Source organism: Microbacterium sp. STRO-2N (assembly GCF_057747775.1).
Genome location: NZ_CM173223.1, coordinates 3,221,320 through 3,236,205 on the forward strand (window position 1 = coordinate 3,221,320; position 14,886 = coordinate 3,236,205).

The window sequence follows — 14,886 nt, forward strand, 5'->3', positions numbered from 1 at the left end:
CATGCGACGGCGCGCGGAAGCAGCGGCGACGCGCGCACCAGACGGCGCGCGGAGGCCGACGGCATGACGGTGGACAGCGCCGGCGAAGTCGGCGGACCCGGCCCGGCCAGGATCGTTCCGGGTGGGCCTCGGCGGTGCGGATCAGAGCGCCGAGATCACCGCGTTGTCGAGCTCGTCGAGGTCGACGCCGGGCCGCTCGTTCCGGTTCGTCATGAGCACGAACGCCACGCCCGCCGAGGGGTGGATCCAGAACTCGGTGCCCGCCCAGCCGCCGTGGCCGTAGACATCGCGGTCGATCAGGCCGGGCGCGCGGGTGCGGAGGTTGAAGGTGAATCCCCAGTCCTGTCCGCGCTCGGCGACGTACGGCTCGAGTCGCGGGATGTCGCCGGTGAGCGGCCGGAGCATCATCGCGAGGGTGGCCGGCTGCACGATGCCACCCGCTCCACCCTGCCCGATGCGCAGCAGCGCCGAGCCGATCGCGAGCAGGTCCGAAGCGGTGCCGATCATGCCGGCGCCGGGGTTGCGATGGCGGGCGAAGCTCCGCATGTCGAGGCCCTTCTCGGCCGCGTCGACCACCGCATGCGGCTCGACGGACGGGTCGAGCGTCAGACCGGTCGCGCCGACGGCTGCCGCCCACGCCGCGATGTCGGCTTCCCAGTCACGCCCCGTGACGTGCCGTACGAGCTCGGCGATGCCGTCGAACGCGACCGTCGAATAGCGCGATGCCGTGCCGGCGACGAAGTCGCGCCCGGGCGCGAGCAGCGCCGCCCGCAGACCCTCGGCAGGGTCGAGTGACGGCTCGCGGATGCCGGAGGTGTGACTCACGAGGTGGCGCAGACGCACGACGTCGTCCCGCGTCTCCCCGAACGTGGGGATCGCCGCCGCAAGCGGGGTCTCGGTGGTCAGAAGGCCGCGCTCGACGGCTCGCGCGGCCGTGAGCCCGGTGAGCACCTTGGTGATCGAGAACAGCCAGTACGGGTCGTCGACGCGCGCAGGCCGTCCGTCGGTCGCCCCGAACGCGTCGAGTGCGACGACGCCGTCCGCGGTCGAGATGCCGAGCACCGCCGTCGGCATGCGCCCGGCGTCGACATGGCGCCGCGCCCAGTCGAAGGCGGCTCCGTATCCGCTCATGCGACCGGGTCGCGTGTGATGTCGCGGCTGCGCGGCTGGTACCGCACGGGAGCGACGGATGCCGCGACCACGCGCCGCAGGTCCTCCAGCGTGGCGCCGGGGCCGAACCAGCCGTGGGCGCGGGCCTGCACCAGCACGTTGCCGAGCGCGGTCGCCTCGACCGGCCCCGCGAGCACCGGCAGACCGGAACGATCAGCGGTGGCCTGGCAGAGCAGGCGGTTCAGCGCCCCGCCGCCGACGATATGGACGACGTCGATCTCGCGCCCCGTCAGCCGCGCGGCCGTCGCGATTGCGTCGGCGAACGCGTGCGCGATGCTCTCGACGATCGTCCGTGCGAATGCCTCCCGCGTCGCGGGGACCGACGAGCCCGCCTCATCGAGCACCGCTGCGATGCGCGCGGGCATGTCGCCGGGGGCCGACAGGCGCGGGTCGTTGGCGTCGAACAGCGGAAGATCCCCCTCGACGGATGCCGCGGCATCCAGCAATCCCGGAAGGTCTATGGGCTCGCCGTCGTCTGCCTCCCACGTGCGCACCGACTCGCTGAGCAGCCAGAGCCCGGTCACGTTGTGCAGGAACCGCACGCGTCCGTCGACACCGCCCTCGTTGGTGAAGTTCGCGGCGCGCGCCGCGTCGGACACCACCGGCTCGTCGAGCTCCACGCCCACCAAGCCCCACGTGCCGCACGAGATGTACGCCGCGTCCGGCGTGCTGAGCGGGACGGCGACGACAGCCGAAGCGGTGTCGTGCGAGCCGACGGCGACGACCTCGAGCGGCGCGCCCACGCGCTCTCGCGCCTCGCCCCGCAGCGCGCCCAGGTGCGCACCCGGGTCGACGAGCGGAGGGAGGACGGATGCCGGAATCGCGAGCCGCGAGAGCAGCTCGGCGTCCCACTCCCCCGTGCGGACGTCGACCAGGCCCGTCGTCGAGGCGTTCGTGCGCTCTGCGACCTGAGCACCCGTGAGCAGGAAGGCGACGAGGTCGGGGATCAGGAGCGAGGCTCCCGCGTCGGCGAGCCGCTGTTCGACGGCGTACTGGTAGAGCGTGTTGAACGGCAGGAACTGCAGGCCGTTGCGGCGGTACAGCTCCTCGAACGGCACGCGCGCGTGGACCGCCTCGACGCCTCGCGCGGTGCGGTCGTCGCGATAGTGGAACGGCTCGCCGAGCAGCTCGTCGCCGTGGACCAGTCCGTAGTCGACCGCCCACGAGTCGATCCCGACGCTCGCGATGCCCGGCTCGCGCCGGACGGCTTCGGCGAGGCCTTCGACGATATGACGGTAGAGCGCGGTGAAGTCCCAGTGCAGCGCGCCGTCGGGGCCGGCCACCGGCCCGTTGGGGAACCGCGTGACGGCCTCGAGGCGCAGCATCCCGTCGCCCACGTATCCGAGCATGACGCGACCGCTGGTCGCGCCGAGGTCGACCGCCGCGACCACCCCGCCGGCGGTCATCGCAGGAACGCCGCGGCGACGCCGGAGTCGACCGGGATGTGCAGGCCCGTCGTGCGCGAGAGCTCCGGCCCGGTGAGCACGAACACGGCGTCGGCGACGTTCTCGGGCACGACCTCGCGCTTGAGGATCGTGCGGTTGGCGTAGAACTGGCCGAGGTCCTCTTCCTTGACACCGTAGGTCGCGGCGCGGTTGGCGCCCCAGCCGGAGGCGAAGATTCCCGAGCCGCGCACGACGCCGTCGGGGTTGATGCCGTTGACGCGCACGCCGTGCTCGCCGAGCTCGACCGCGAGCAGGCGCACCTGGTGGGCCTGGTCGGCCTTGGTCGCCGAGTACGCGATGTTGTTCGGGCCGGCGAAGAGCGAGTTCTTCGACGCGATGTAGACGATGTCGCCGCCGAGCTGCTGGTCGATGAGGATCCTCGCGGCTGCCTTCGACACCAGGAACGAGCCCTTCGCCATGACGTCGTGCTGGAGGTCCCAGTCCTTCTCGGTGGTCTCGAGCAGCGGCTTGGACAGCGAGAGTCCCGCGTTGTTGACCACGAGGTCGACGCCGCCGAATGCGAGCACCGCCTCGTCGAGCGCCGCCTGCACGGCGGCCTCGTCGGCGACGTTCGCCGCGACGCCGATCGCGACATCCGCGCTGCCGAGCTCCGCGGCCGCGGCCTGCGCCTTCTCGAGGTCGAGGTCGGCGACGACGACGCACGCCCCCTCAGCGGCCAGGCGCGTCGCGATCGCCTTGCCGATGCCGGAGGCAGCCCCGGTCACGAAGGCGATGCGCCCCTGGTGGCTCTTGGGCTTCGGCATCCGCTGCAGCTTCGCCTCTTCCAGCGCCCAGTACTCGATGCGGAACTTCTCGGCATCCGAGATCGGCGAGTACGTCGACAGGGCCTCGGCGCCGCGCATCACGTTGATCGCGTTGACGTAGAACTCGCCCGCGACCCGCGCCGTCTGCTTGTTCGCGCCGTACGAGAACATGCCGACGCCCGGCACCAGCACGATGAGCGGGTCGGCGCCGCGGATGGCGGGCGAGTCCGCCGTCGCGTGGGCGTCGTAATAGGCCTGGTAGTCGGCGCGGTACTGCTCGTGCAGCTCCTTCAGGCGGGCGACGGATGCCTCGACCGTGGCATCTGCGGGAAGGTCGAGCAGCATCGGCTTGACCTTGGTGCGCAGGAAGTGGTCGGGGCAGCTGGTTCCGAGCTCGGCGAGAGCCGGCGCCTTCTCCGATGCCAGGAAGTCCAGCACCTCGGGCGAGTCGGTGAAGTGCCCGACCATGGGCTTGTCAGTCGACGCCAGACCACGGATGGTCGGGGCCAGGGCCGCCGCGCGGGCGCGGCGCTCGGCATCCGGAAGCGCCTCGAAGCCGGCGCGCACGCCGCCGAACGGGTCCCTCCTGCCGTGCTCGTCGATATACGCCTGCGCGGTCTCGATGATCCACAGCGAGTTGCGCTCGGCCTCCTCCGACGTGTCGCCCCACGCCGTGATGCCGTGCCCACCCAGGATCGTGCCGATCGCCTGCGGGTTGCGCGCCTTGATCTCGGCGATGTCGAGGCCCAGCTGGAAGCCCGGGCGACGCCACGGCACCCAGACGACCTTCTCGCCGAAGATCTTCGCGGTGAGCTCCTCGCCGTCGGCGGCGGTCGCGATCGCGATGCCCGAGTCGGGGTGCAGGTGGTCGACGTGCGCGGCGTCGACGAGGCCGTGCATCGCGGTGTCGATCGACGGCGCGGCGCCGCCCTTGCCGTGCAGGCAGTAGTCGAAGGCGGCGACCATCTCGTCTTCGCGCTCCACGCCCGGGTACACGTCGACGAGGGCGCGCATGCGGTCGAGCCGCAGCACCGCGAGTCCCTCGGGCTTGAGCGTGCCGAGGTCGCCGCCCGAGCCCTTGACCCACAGCAGCTCGACGGGCTCACCCGTGACCGGATCGGTGTCGGTGCCCTTCGCCGAGGTGTTGCCCCCGGCGTAGTTCGTGTTCTTCGGGTCGGCGCCGAGGCGGTTCGACCGCGCGATGAGGTCGGTGACGGCCTGGTTGGTCATGATGTGGTTCCTTATGGGTTCGCGGAGGCGAGGACGGGAGTCGAGGGGAGGGAGCGGAGGCGGGTCGCGAAGCGGTCGATGGTGACGGATGCCGCAGCCTCGGCGGGGCGATTGAGATGGCCGTGCTCGGTGCCGGGCTCGGTGACGACCTCGACCGGGCGTCCGGCCTCGTGCAGCGTCGCGGCGAACGCCTCGCCCGACACGCGGAGCTCGTCGATCTCGTCGTTCACGATCAGCGTCGGCGGGAACTGCGCGAGATCCGCGGGAGTGGCGAGACCCGGGATCGCCCCGAGCGGGCCGTCCTCGAGCGGGGTCCCGAGATAGTTCTCATACATCGCGCGTACGGCCTCCGGGCCGAACCGGTCGGCGTCGGGGTTCGCGTCGAGCGCGGCCCTCAGCTCCGGACCGGGCGCGGGCTGCACGGCGAGGAGCGTCGGGTAGGCCAGGATCACGAGCGCCGGGAGCGTCGCGAACCCGCTCTCGATGAGCCGCAGCGTCGCACCCGCGGCGAGGTTGCCGCCCGCACTCGCGCCGCCCAGCGCGAGACGCTCAGGCGCGATCCGCAGCCGTGCGGCGTTGTCGACGGCCCACGACCACGCGGCGATCACATCATCGGATGCCGCCGGATAGTGGTGTCCGCCGCGCGGCGGGTGCTCGGTCACGGCCCATTCCTCCGGCACGGGCGCGAGGCGGTAGTCGACCGCCACGACCGTCGTGCCCCGCGCGGCCAGCTGCTGCGCGAGCCAGTCCGACTCGGGCATGTCGAGCTCGCCGAGCGCGAAGGCGCCGCCGTGCGCCCACACCAGGCCCGTGCCGTTCGGCTCGCGCGCGGGATACACGCGCACGAGCCCGTCGGCCGCGGAGTACGGCTCGCTCATCTCGGTTCCTTCGGTTGGGTGGTGCACCGGGAGCACGGAGATCGGCATTCCGCGCCCCCGGTGGGTCTGTGTCAGGCGCCCCAGCCCGCCTGCGTGCCGCCGACGCGGTCCTCGGCGATCTTGCGCTGGTAGCCGGATGCCGCGTACGCGGCCATCGGGTCGGCCGCGAGCCCGCGGGACTCGCGCCACTCGGCGAGCGCGGGGCGCACGTCACTGTAGAACGCGTCCATGAAGATCGCGTTGGCCGCGAGCACGTCGTTGGCCTGCTGCGCCGCGGCCAGCGCATCGCGGTCGACGAGCAGCGCGCGCGCCGTCATCTCCTGGACGTTGAGCACCGAGCGGATCTGGCCGGGGATCTTGTCTTCGATGTTGTGGCACTGGTCGAGCATGAACGCCACATCGGGGTTGTTCAGGCCCCCGCCGCGCACGACCTCGAAGATGATGCGGAAAAGCTGGAAGGGGTCGGCCGCGCCCACGATGAGGTCGTCGTCGGCGTAGAAGCGCGAGTTGAAGTCGAACGAGCCGAGCTTCCCGAGGCGCAGCAGCTGCATCACGATGAACTCGATGTTCGTGCCCGGCGCGTGGTGCCCGGTGTCGAGGCACACGACCGCCCGGTCGCCGAGCGCGGCCACCTGCGCGTACGACGTGCCCCAGTCCGGGACATCCGTGTGGTAGAAGGCCGGCTCGAAGAACTTGTACTCGAGCACGAGGCGCTGCTCGTCGCTCAGCCGCTCGTAGATCTGCTGGAGAGAATCGTGCAGGCGGTCCTGGCGGCCGCGCATGTCGTTCTGGCCGGGATAGTTCGACCCCTCCGCGAGCCAGATCTTGAGGTCGCGCGACCCCGTCTGGTTCATGATCTCGATGCACTCGAAGTGGTGGTCGATCGCCTTCTGGCGGATGCGGTCGTCGTGGTGCGTGAGCGCCCCGAACTTGTAGTCCTCGTCCTGGAAGGTGTTCGAGTTGATCGTGCCGAGGCTGACACCCAGGTCTTCGGCGTGACGGCGCAGGCCGGCGTAGTCGTCGACCTTGTCCCACGGGATGTGCAGGGCGACGGTCGGAGCCAGCCTCGTGTACGCGTTCACCTGCGCGGCGTCGGCGATCTTCTCGTACGGGTCGCGCGGCGTCCCGGGCGTCGTGAAGACGCGGAATCGCGTCCCGGAGTTGCCGAACGCCCACGAGGGCAGTTCGATGCCCTGGCCTTCGAGAGTGGAGAGGATCTCGGGAGACAGCGTCGTCATGATGCGGTGCTTTCGGTTCAGGCGTCGCGGGTCGCGGCGGCGAGTTGGTCTTCGAGGTGGAAGACCTCGGTGAGCGGGGTGGCGGCTTGGTCGGGGCGGCCGTCGAGCCCCACGAAGAAGCGGCTCATCTCGGCCTCCCACCGGGCGGCGACGACGGATGCCGCGAGATAGGCCTGCGCTGCGTCATCGTCGTCGGTCTCGTAGTAGCCGACGAGACGGCCGCCTTCGCCGAGGAACAGCGAGTAGTTGCGCCGGCCTGCCGCGGCGATCTCGGCGAGCATCTCGGGCCAGACCGGGGTGTGGCGGGCGACGTACTCGTCGAGCAGCTCCGGCCTGACCTGCAGTTGGAAGCAGACCCTCCCCACGTCCCCTCCACGCGGCGCTGGCGCGCCGCGCGGAGCCTCCGGACGCGTGGGCCCATTCGTCGCGGCCTCGCTCGTCATGGCGTCCTCGTTCTCGATCGGTCATGAATCGTTTCAAAGCATAAGCGATCCGATGCGGTCGCGCAATGAGACAGCGCTTGCCACGCAGATGCACCCTGCGCACCGATCACGCGGTAGCGTTTTCGCGCGAGGAGGTGGCCGGATGGCGGTGAGCGTGCGGGATGTCGCGGCTGCGGCGTCCGTGTCTGTGGGCACCGTGTCGAACGTGCTGAACCGGCCGTCGAAGGTGTCGCCGGCGACCGTGGAGCGGGTGATGCAGGCGATCGACGAGCTCGGGTTCGTGCGCAACGACGCCGCCCGGCAGCTGCGCGCCGGCCGCAGCCGCAGCATCGCGCTGATCGTGCTCGACGCCGGCAACCCGTTCTTCGCCGAGGTCGCCCGGGGTGCCGAGGACCGGGCCGCGGAGTCCGGGATGAGCGTGCTGCTGGGCAACAGCGACGAACGCACCGACCGTGAGGAGGCGTATCTCGACCTGTTCCGCGAGCAGCGCGTCAACGGCGTGCTCGTCACCCCCGTGGGCGCCGACCTGTCACGACTGGACCGCCTCCGCAACGGCGGGGTGCCGGTGGTCCTCGTCGACCACGAGGACGCCGAGGACTCCCCGCGCGCGCTCGCGTCGGTGTCGGTCGACGACGTCGAAGGCGGGTACCTCGCAGTGTCACACCTGCTGTCGACGGGTCGCCGGCGCATCGCGTTCGTGAGCGGCCCGCTCACGATCCGGCAGGTGGCCGACCGCCTCGAAGGAGCTCGGCGTGCCGTGAGCGAGGTCGAGGACGCCACCCTCGAAGTCGTCGAGATGCCGGCGCTGACGGTGCTGCAGGGGCGCGCCGCCGGTGAGGCGATCCGCGCGCGGCCCGCCACGGCGCGGCCGGATGCCGTGTTCGCCGCGAACGACCTGCTCGCCGTCGGCGCGCTCCAGGCCTTCACGCTCATGTCGGACGTGCTGGTCCCGCGCGACATCGCGCTGATCGGCTATGACGACATCGACTTCGCCTCGGCGACGGTCGTGCCGCTGAGCTCGATCCGCCAGCCCGCCCACCTCATCGGCTACACCGCCGTCGACCTGCTGCTGAAGGACCTCGACGACCCGAAGGGCGGGCACGAGCGCACCGTGCGTTTCCAGCCGGAGCTCGTCGTGCGGGAGTCGACCGGCGGCTGAGCAGCGCTCGCGATCACGAAGCGACGGCCCGGTCGCCCCGCCGCAGCACCGCCTCGCGCGCCGCCGCGGCGACGGCATCCTCCACGAGAAGCTCGAGGAGCCGTGGGTACGGCGTTCCCGCCGCTGCCACGAGCCTCGGAAAGTGCGACTCACGGCGCAGCCCCGGGATCGTGTTGACCTCGTTGAGCAGGATGCGCCCGTTCTCGTCGACGAAGAAGTCGATCCTCGCGAGGCCGCGGCATCCGAGTGCTGAGAAGCACTGCAGCGCCGCGTGGCGCAGGCCGGCGAGCGTGTCGTCGGGGAAGTCCGCGGGGATCTCGAGGACCGCTCCGGCACCCTCGTACTTGTGGGCATAGGTGAACCCGCCCTCGTCGGCGCCGGTCGGGTAATGCAGACGGGACGCCCCGGTCGCTCGCGCGGCTCCGGCATCCGTCCAGACGCCGATGCTCACCTCCTCCCCCGTCACGCGCGGCTGCACGAGCGCGACATCACCGTGAGCGAGCGCCTCGGCGAGCGCATCGCGCGGCGACTCCCCGCGCGCCACGATGTGAACGCCGATGCTCGACCCGCCGGTGTCGGGCTTGACGACGAGGTCGCCGTCGAACGATCGCCGGACCATCCCGGCGATCAGGTCGGGGTCCGCGACGTACCGCGGCCGGCTCACAGACCACGTCGGGATCACCTCCACGCCGGCCGCTGCGCTGAGCCTCAGGCATTCGAGCTTCGACAGCGCCCGGGCGGACGCGTGCGAGCCGCTGCCGACGAACGGGATGCCGCGCAGCTCGAGCTCGTGCTGCAGGCCTCCTCCTTCTCCCCAGCCGCCATGGAGGGCGGGAAAGACCACGCAGTCCTGCGGCGCCTCATCGAGCACGTCGCCGAAGGGCAGTGCGGGAGCGGATGCCGAACCGACGTGCCACGCGCCGGCGCGGTCGACGTGAACGTCGAGGACCGAGAAGCCGGCATCCGCCAACGCCGCGGAGACATCCCGCCCCGACGCGACCGACACGTCGTGCTCGGTACTGGCGCCACCCGAGACGACGACGACTCGACGCGTCATGCGTCGACCTCCTCTTCGACGACGCGCGCCACGCGCGGCCCGATCCCGGTCAGCACTTCCTGCGGGATGGTGCCGAGGATGAGCGACCATTCGCGCAGGCTCGGCTCACCGTGGGCGGGGTCGCCCAGCAGCACGACACGATCGCCGACCTCGACATCCGCGCCGCCGACGTCGACGACGCATTGATCCATCGAGACGGCACCCACGAGCGGATGCCGCACGCCGTTGACCGAGACGGTCACACCCGGCCACGCGGCACGCGGCACCCCGTCGGCGTACCCGACCGGCAGCAGCGCGAGCCGGCCCGCCCGCGCGGCGCGGTACTGCTGCCCGTAGCCGACGGGATCGCCCGGACCGACGTGGCGCACCTGCGCGACGGTCGTCTCCCACCGCGCCGCGGGAGCGAGCCCCAGCGCCCGGGCGGGCACCGGCTCGATGCCGAACAGGGCCGCGCCGATACGCACCAGGTCGAGACGAGCCTCGGGGCTGACGGCGGCGGCGAGCGACGACGCCGCGTGCCGGCGATGCGGCCGCAGCCCGGCGCGGTGCGCCGCAGCCCACGCCGCATCGAGCTTGGCGAGGGGATCGGCGAACGCCGCCGGATCATCGTCGGTGACCCCGAAGTGCGTCCAGACCCCCGCCACCTCGACGAGGCCGGCGCCCTGCGCCGTCAGGGCGGCGGCGAACAGCGCGCTCCACTCCGGCTCGGGGCATCCCGAACGATGCATGCCCGTCTCGACCTCCAGCTCGACGCGCGCCCGCACGCCCGCCTCCTCCGCCGCGGCGGCGACGAGCTCGAGCAGGTGCGTCGAGGGGCACGACAGCGTGATGTCGCTCCTCACCGCCTCGACGAGGGGCGCGCCGGGATGCAGCATCCAGACCAGGATCGGCGCCGTGATGCCCGCGGCCCGCAGCGCGAGCGCCTCATCGCACGTGGCGACGCCGAGCTCACCGGCCCCACCGGCGAGCGCGCCGCGAGCGACGGCCTCGGCGCCGAGCCCGAAGCCGTCCGCCTTGACGACGGCCATGACGCGGGAGCCGCAGTGCGCGCGCATCGAGGCGGTGTTCGCAGCGATCGCAGCAGCCGAGACGGTCACCACCGACGGTGCGCGATGCGCGACCCGGGGCGGGGCAGGAGGCGAGGGCATGACCAGAACCTACCGGTCGCGACATATCGTCGGCGTATCCATCCACAGGCCGCGTCGGGGCATGCGCGTCCGGGAGTCCCGTCCACCCTTCGGCGGCGTGCGCGCTCGGCGAGATATCGCCTCTCGACCTCGTTCGTGGCGAGCAGCTCGGCGGGCGATCCCGTCGCCGCGCCGACGCCTCGGACGGGGCGCTTGCTGCGTCCCGTCCGAGGCTTCCGTGTCGGCTAGGGCACCGCGGGGAACGCTCCGTAACCGATGCTGCGGGTCTCGGTGATGGACTCGCCGTCCACGGTGCCGGTGACCTCGATCGCGACCTCACCGGCCGGAATGGAGCCGAGCTTGGTGTCGATCGTCGCCGACTTCGTCTTGCCGGGCTTGACGTTCTTGACCGTCTTGACGCCGTGGGGCGTGGTGATCACGACGTCCACCGTCACGCTGTCGTTGTTGGCCACCGAAACCGACAGGACGACCTTCCGGCCCCGTGTCTGCGGGGTCACAACGGCGTCCACGTCCAGCTGCCCGGCGCCGGCGGCCACGAGGCCCGCCAGTGCGGCGCCGAGCGCGACTGCCTGCTCATCGACGGCCTCCTGCGACGCTGCCGCCGTCGTGAAGGCCGCCTTCGCGCCTTCCCGAGCCGACAGCAGCGCAGACGTGCTCTCGAGCGTGTACGCGTTGCTGTCCACCGCGTCGGCCTGAGCGATCAGTGCTCCGAGCTCCGACTTCTCGGCGGTGGAGGTCACCGGGCACCACGCGAACTCGTCGCCCGCGCGGTGCGTGACCAACACGGACGCAGCACCCGCGCGACCGGTGGCAGCGTCGAACGCGACGCCGCCCCCATCGTCGAGGCGTCCGTCGCCGGTGATGCGGACCACATCCTCGTCGAGGGAGTAGGCGCGGAACTCGTCGCCGCCTGGCACGGGTGTGATGCGCGCCGAAACCTTGGCGGCACTGTTCGCCGGCGCGATGATGGGCGTCGTGCAGGCAAGGGTGTAGCCCCCGTAGAGCTCGAACTCCCAGATGTTGAGTCCGTACTGCGTTGCGGGCAGGCCCGCCACGCGCACGTAGCGGACGTCCACCGGAGTGAAGACATGAGTGTGCTTCAGCGTCGGCTGGGCGGCCTCCACGCGGGCCAGCTGCGTCCACGTCGTCCCGTCGACCGACCCCTCGATGCGGTAGTCGTTCGAGGTTCCGGTCTCCCAGTCGACGACGGCTCGCGACACCGATCGGACGCTCTGGAGGTCGACCTGCAGCCAGTGCTCGGCCTTCGCCCTGCCCGACGACCACTTCGTCGCCGGCGACCCGTCGGTCGCCTTCGACGCCACGATGGTCGGGTTGTCGTTGTGAACGCTGTCGGCGGTCGACGGTCGGTTCAGCGCGAGGTTCTCGCTGCCTGCGGCGACGGCCGGAGCCTCCGTGACGGACTTGTCGGCGAAGACCTCGAACTCCCACAGCGACGGACCGTAGTTGAGAGCGCGCTTGACGGTCTGCATCCGGACGAATCGGGCGCTCTCGCCCGCGAGGGCGATCACGTCCAGCCCCCCGTCGCTTCCGGCGGCCGGCGTGGCGTAGACATCGCGCCAGGCCGCGCCATCATCGGAGAGCTGGATCCTGTACGACTTCGCGAACGCGGCCTCCCACGACAAGCGCACGACGGACACAGGCTGGGAGCGGCCGAGATCGACCTGTGCCCACGCGCTGTCGGCGTTGTTCCCACGCCAGCGCGTGGCGGGATCGCCGTCCGCGAGCATGTGCACGAGGTTGTACCCCGAATACCCGGATGCGCGCGTCGCACTGTCGGCGGCGAGGTTCACGCTCGAGTCCACGCCGAGCTCCCGGACACCGAACGACTCCGAGTCCCCTTCGAGGAGCACCACCCGCACGAGCGAGGCCGGGGTCGGGTTGATCGCGATCTCGGACGTCCCGCCGGCACCGTCGACGACATGAGCGTGGTCGGTCCAGGTGACGCCGTCCTTCGAGGTCTGCACCAGGAAGTCACGGGCGAAGGCCTCGGCCCATTCGATGGTGACCTTGGTCACCCACGATCCGCGCGCGAGCCGCCTGGCGACCCAGGCCACGCCTTCTTCGCCGGCCGACCACGCGGTGCCTGCGTCGCCGTCTGCGAGCGCGGCGACAGAGCTTGCCGGGGCGGTGCTGCTTGCCGAGACGTCGGATGCCTCGGGCGCGGCGCCCGTGACGAGCGGCGCCGTGACCGTCCGGCCGAGGTCGGCCCCCGAACCGAGGGCGAAGGTGCCGTGCCAGTCCGCGCCCTTCCCGGTGAGCGTGACCGTCACCGCCAGGCCGGCCCGATCCGGGTTGGCGACGCTGACGACAGGCGCATCGCCCGCCTCGTCCAGGATGACGATGCTCGGCTGATCGACCGTCAGGGTGCGGCCTCGTCCGAGGTCGACCGCGCCCGCACGGTAGAAGGTCGCCATCGTCAGTCCGCGCTTGTCGTGGCGGACCGCCTGCACCTCGGTGTCGTTCCGCACGGTGCGCACCGCCGGGTTCGCCGCGTACGCCTCGACCTCTGAGGGCGTGTTCGCGGGGAGCACGGTGTAGTCGTAGGTGCCCGCCTCGGGGTGGGCGCCGTGATCGACATACAGCGTGAACGCATCGCGCGTGACCGCGTCCTCGTCGATCCAGCTTCCGGTCTGAGCCTTGTTCGAGACCTTGACGTCCTGGCCCGCGGCGAAGACGTAACCCACTTCGTCGTTGAACGCCCAGCGCGCGTCACCGACGCTCAGCCCGTCCGCGCCCGCCGCGACGGCTTCGCCGCCGACGGCGGCGTTCTGCTTGGCCGTCGCCTGGTTGATCGTGGTGTGAACGGGCGCATCGCCCGCCGAGCGGATGCCGGCGCCGAGCGCGACCAGCCCCTCGTCGAAGAGGAAGTAGCTCTTCTGCGCGTGCGTCGCGGCTGTGTCGAGGGTCATGACGTTCGCGCCGTACACGCCGTTCGAAACTCCGCCGGTGAAGCTTCCGCCGTCGCCGTTGCGCGTACGGTTCTCGAAGCCACGTTCGGTGCGCTTCTCGTAGGGCGCCGTCACGCCGGGGTAGTGCCACCAGTCGAAGGTGGGACCGAGATCGAGGTACTCGCGATTGGTGACCTGGATCGCGGTCGCTCCCATGGAGTTCCAGTAGACCGGGTTGCCCACGTCGTCGCGGTAGGCGGTGCGAAGCTCGCCGCCCATCGTGCGCGACGAGTTCAGCCGCGTGAAGATCCCGTAGTCGTCTCGCAGATGCGAGCTGAACTCGGACCGCCAGAAGTACTTGTCTCCGGTGATGCCGTTCGTGCGGGTCTTGCCGAGCACGCCGTCCAGAATCGCCTGATAGCTCGTGGCGTACAGCGCATCGGTGCGCACCATCCGCTCGAGAGGCTCGATGAACTCCGACGCATGGCTGGTCACGCCCGAGATCGTCTTCGGCGATCGGTAGTTCAGGTACAGCATCCCGATCTCGCCGCGGATCAGCCACCGTGTGCCGTCGACGATGTAGAACGCGATCGAGTCCAGCTGATCCCGCGAGAACGCCAGCGACGTCCCCCGCGCCACGTCGGCCCACAGCGCGGCGTATGTGAACAGCACCATGCCGTAGCCCTCGCTGTACAGCTGGGCGCCGTGAGCCCAGAAGCTGGCGTCCGGCTGTACGGCCTCCTGGACGGTGCCCGAGCCGTCGACGGCGATCGTCGCGACGATCGTCTCGAATCCCGCCCGGATGTTCTCGATGTTGCGGGTAGCAAGCGCCTCGAAGAGGTAGTTGGAGGTTCGCCACGCACCGTTCGCGCCCACCGGGTCCAGCTTCCCGGAATTGTGCGCGAGCGTCACGCCGAAGGCCTCGTCGCTCAGCGCGTCGCCGAGGAAGATCGAGATCCGCCCCATCGCGATCGACTCGCCGATCTCGGTCTCCCACCAGTTCTGATTCCCGGGGTTCACCACGTTCCAGTGCACGAGCGCCCGCTCGACCGCGCTGAGCACCGCCGGGTCTTCGAAGCCCTCGGCGTCGGCATCCCGATACGCCTGCGTGAGTGCGAGCATGCGGTAGAGCGCGATGTAGGGCGACCAGACCGAGCCGTTGGCGGAACTGGTGCGGTCGGCGTAGTCGACGTCCGACCACGATCCGTCCGCGTTCTGCGACTGGACATAGTCCATCGCCTCGGAGGCGCGGGCCAGATAGATGCCGTTGGCGAGGATGATCTCGTCGCCTTGGCCGAGATAGTACTCCTGCAGTCGGGACTCGATCGTGCGGACGTCCTCTTCGGGTGTCGCCGCCGCGGCCGGGGCTGCGGCGAGGGCCGAGAGGGCGAGCGCGGAGGCGAGCACGAGCCCCGCCAGCGCCTTGATGTGCTTCACTGTGGCTC

General features: G+C 71.0%; 10 protein-coding genes. 1 reads left to right on the forward strand and 9 read right to left on the reverse strand.

Going from position 1 to position 14,886, the window contains the following annotated elements; all coding sequences use genetic code 11:
• Nucleotides 1-141: 141 nt before the first annotated feature.
• From AC3ANN_RS14895 to AC3ANN_RS14920, 6 genes are all read right to left on the reverse strand, one after another.
• Nucleotides 142-1,131 (reverse strand): serine hydrolase domain-containing protein, encoded by a 990-nt coding sequence (locus AC3ANN_RS14895; protein WP_488338166.1) that lies wholly within the window; start codon nt 1,129-1,131, stop codon nt 142-144.
• Entirely contained in the window at nt 1,128-2,576 is a 1,449-nt protein-coding gene (locus AC3ANN_RS14900) for a rhamnulokinase (protein ID WP_488338167.1), read from the reverse strand. Before AC3ANN_RS14900 ends, AC3ANN_RS14895 begins: the two co-directional genes overlap by 4 nt.
• A complete protein-coding gene (locus AC3ANN_RS14905; protein ID WP_488338168.1) occupies nt 2,573-4,609 on the reverse strand; it encodes a bifunctional aldolase/short-chain dehydrogenase in 2,037 nt (678 codons plus the stop codon). The genes AC3ANN_RS14900 and AC3ANN_RS14905 overlap by 4 nt, the downstream gene beginning before the upstream one ends.
• A gap of 11 nt (nt 4,610-4,620) precedes the next feature.
• Nucleotides 4,621-5,487, reverse strand: a complete 867-nt coding sequence (locus AC3ANN_RS14910) for an alpha/beta hydrolase fold domain-containing protein (protein ID WP_488338169.1) — start codon at nt 5,485-5,487, stop codon at nt 4,621-4,623.
• Between the two features lie 71 nt (nt 5,488-5,558).
• On the reverse strand, nt 5,559-6,725 hold the full coding sequence (gene rhaI / locus AC3ANN_RS14915) for an L-rhamnose isomerase (protein WP_488338170.1): 1,167 nt from the start codon (nt 6,723-6,725) through the stop codon (nt 5,559-5,561).
• 17 nt (nt 6,726-6,742) lie between these two features.
• The gene (locus AC3ANN_RS14920; RefSeq protein WP_488338171.1) at nt 6,743-7,090 is read right to left on the reverse strand and encodes an L-rhamnose mutarotase; all 348 of its coding nucleotides are present in this window, start codon (nt 7,088-7,090) and stop codon (nt 6,743-6,745) included.
• A 220-nt stretch (nt 7,091-7,310) separates the two neighbouring features.
• Between AC3ANN_RS14920 and AC3ANN_RS14925 the strand changes: the two genes are divergently transcribed.
• Nucleotides 7,311-8,327, forward strand: a complete 1,017-nt coding sequence (locus AC3ANN_RS14925) for a LacI family DNA-binding transcriptional regulator (protein WP_488338172.1) — start codon at nt 7,311-7,313, stop codon at nt 8,325-8,327.
• Between the two features lie 13 nt (nt 8,328-8,340).
• Here AC3ANN_RS14925 and AC3ANN_RS14930 read toward each other — a convergent pair whose 3' ends face one another.
• The 3 genes from AC3ANN_RS14930 to AC3ANN_RS14940 form a co-directional block, all read right to left on the reverse strand.
• A complete protein-coding gene (locus AC3ANN_RS14930; protein ID WP_488338173.1) occupies nt 8,341-9,384 on the reverse strand; it encodes a D-alanine--D-alanine ligase family protein in 1,044 nt (347 codons plus the stop codon).
• The gene (gene alr, locus AC3ANN_RS14935) at nt 9,381-10,532 is read right to left on the reverse strand and encodes an alanine racemase (RefSeq protein ID WP_488338174.1); all 1,152 of its coding nucleotides are present in this window, start codon (nt 10,530-10,532) and stop codon (nt 9,381-9,383) included. The genes AC3ANN_RS14930 and alr overlap by 4 nt, the downstream gene beginning before the upstream one ends.
• Nucleotides 10,533-10,756: 224 nt before the next feature.
• Entirely contained in the window at nt 10,757-14,878 is a 4,122-nt protein-coding gene (locus AC3ANN_RS14940) for a discoidin domain-containing protein (protein WP_488338175.1), read from the reverse strand.
• Nucleotides 14,879-14,886: the final 8 nt, after the last annotated feature.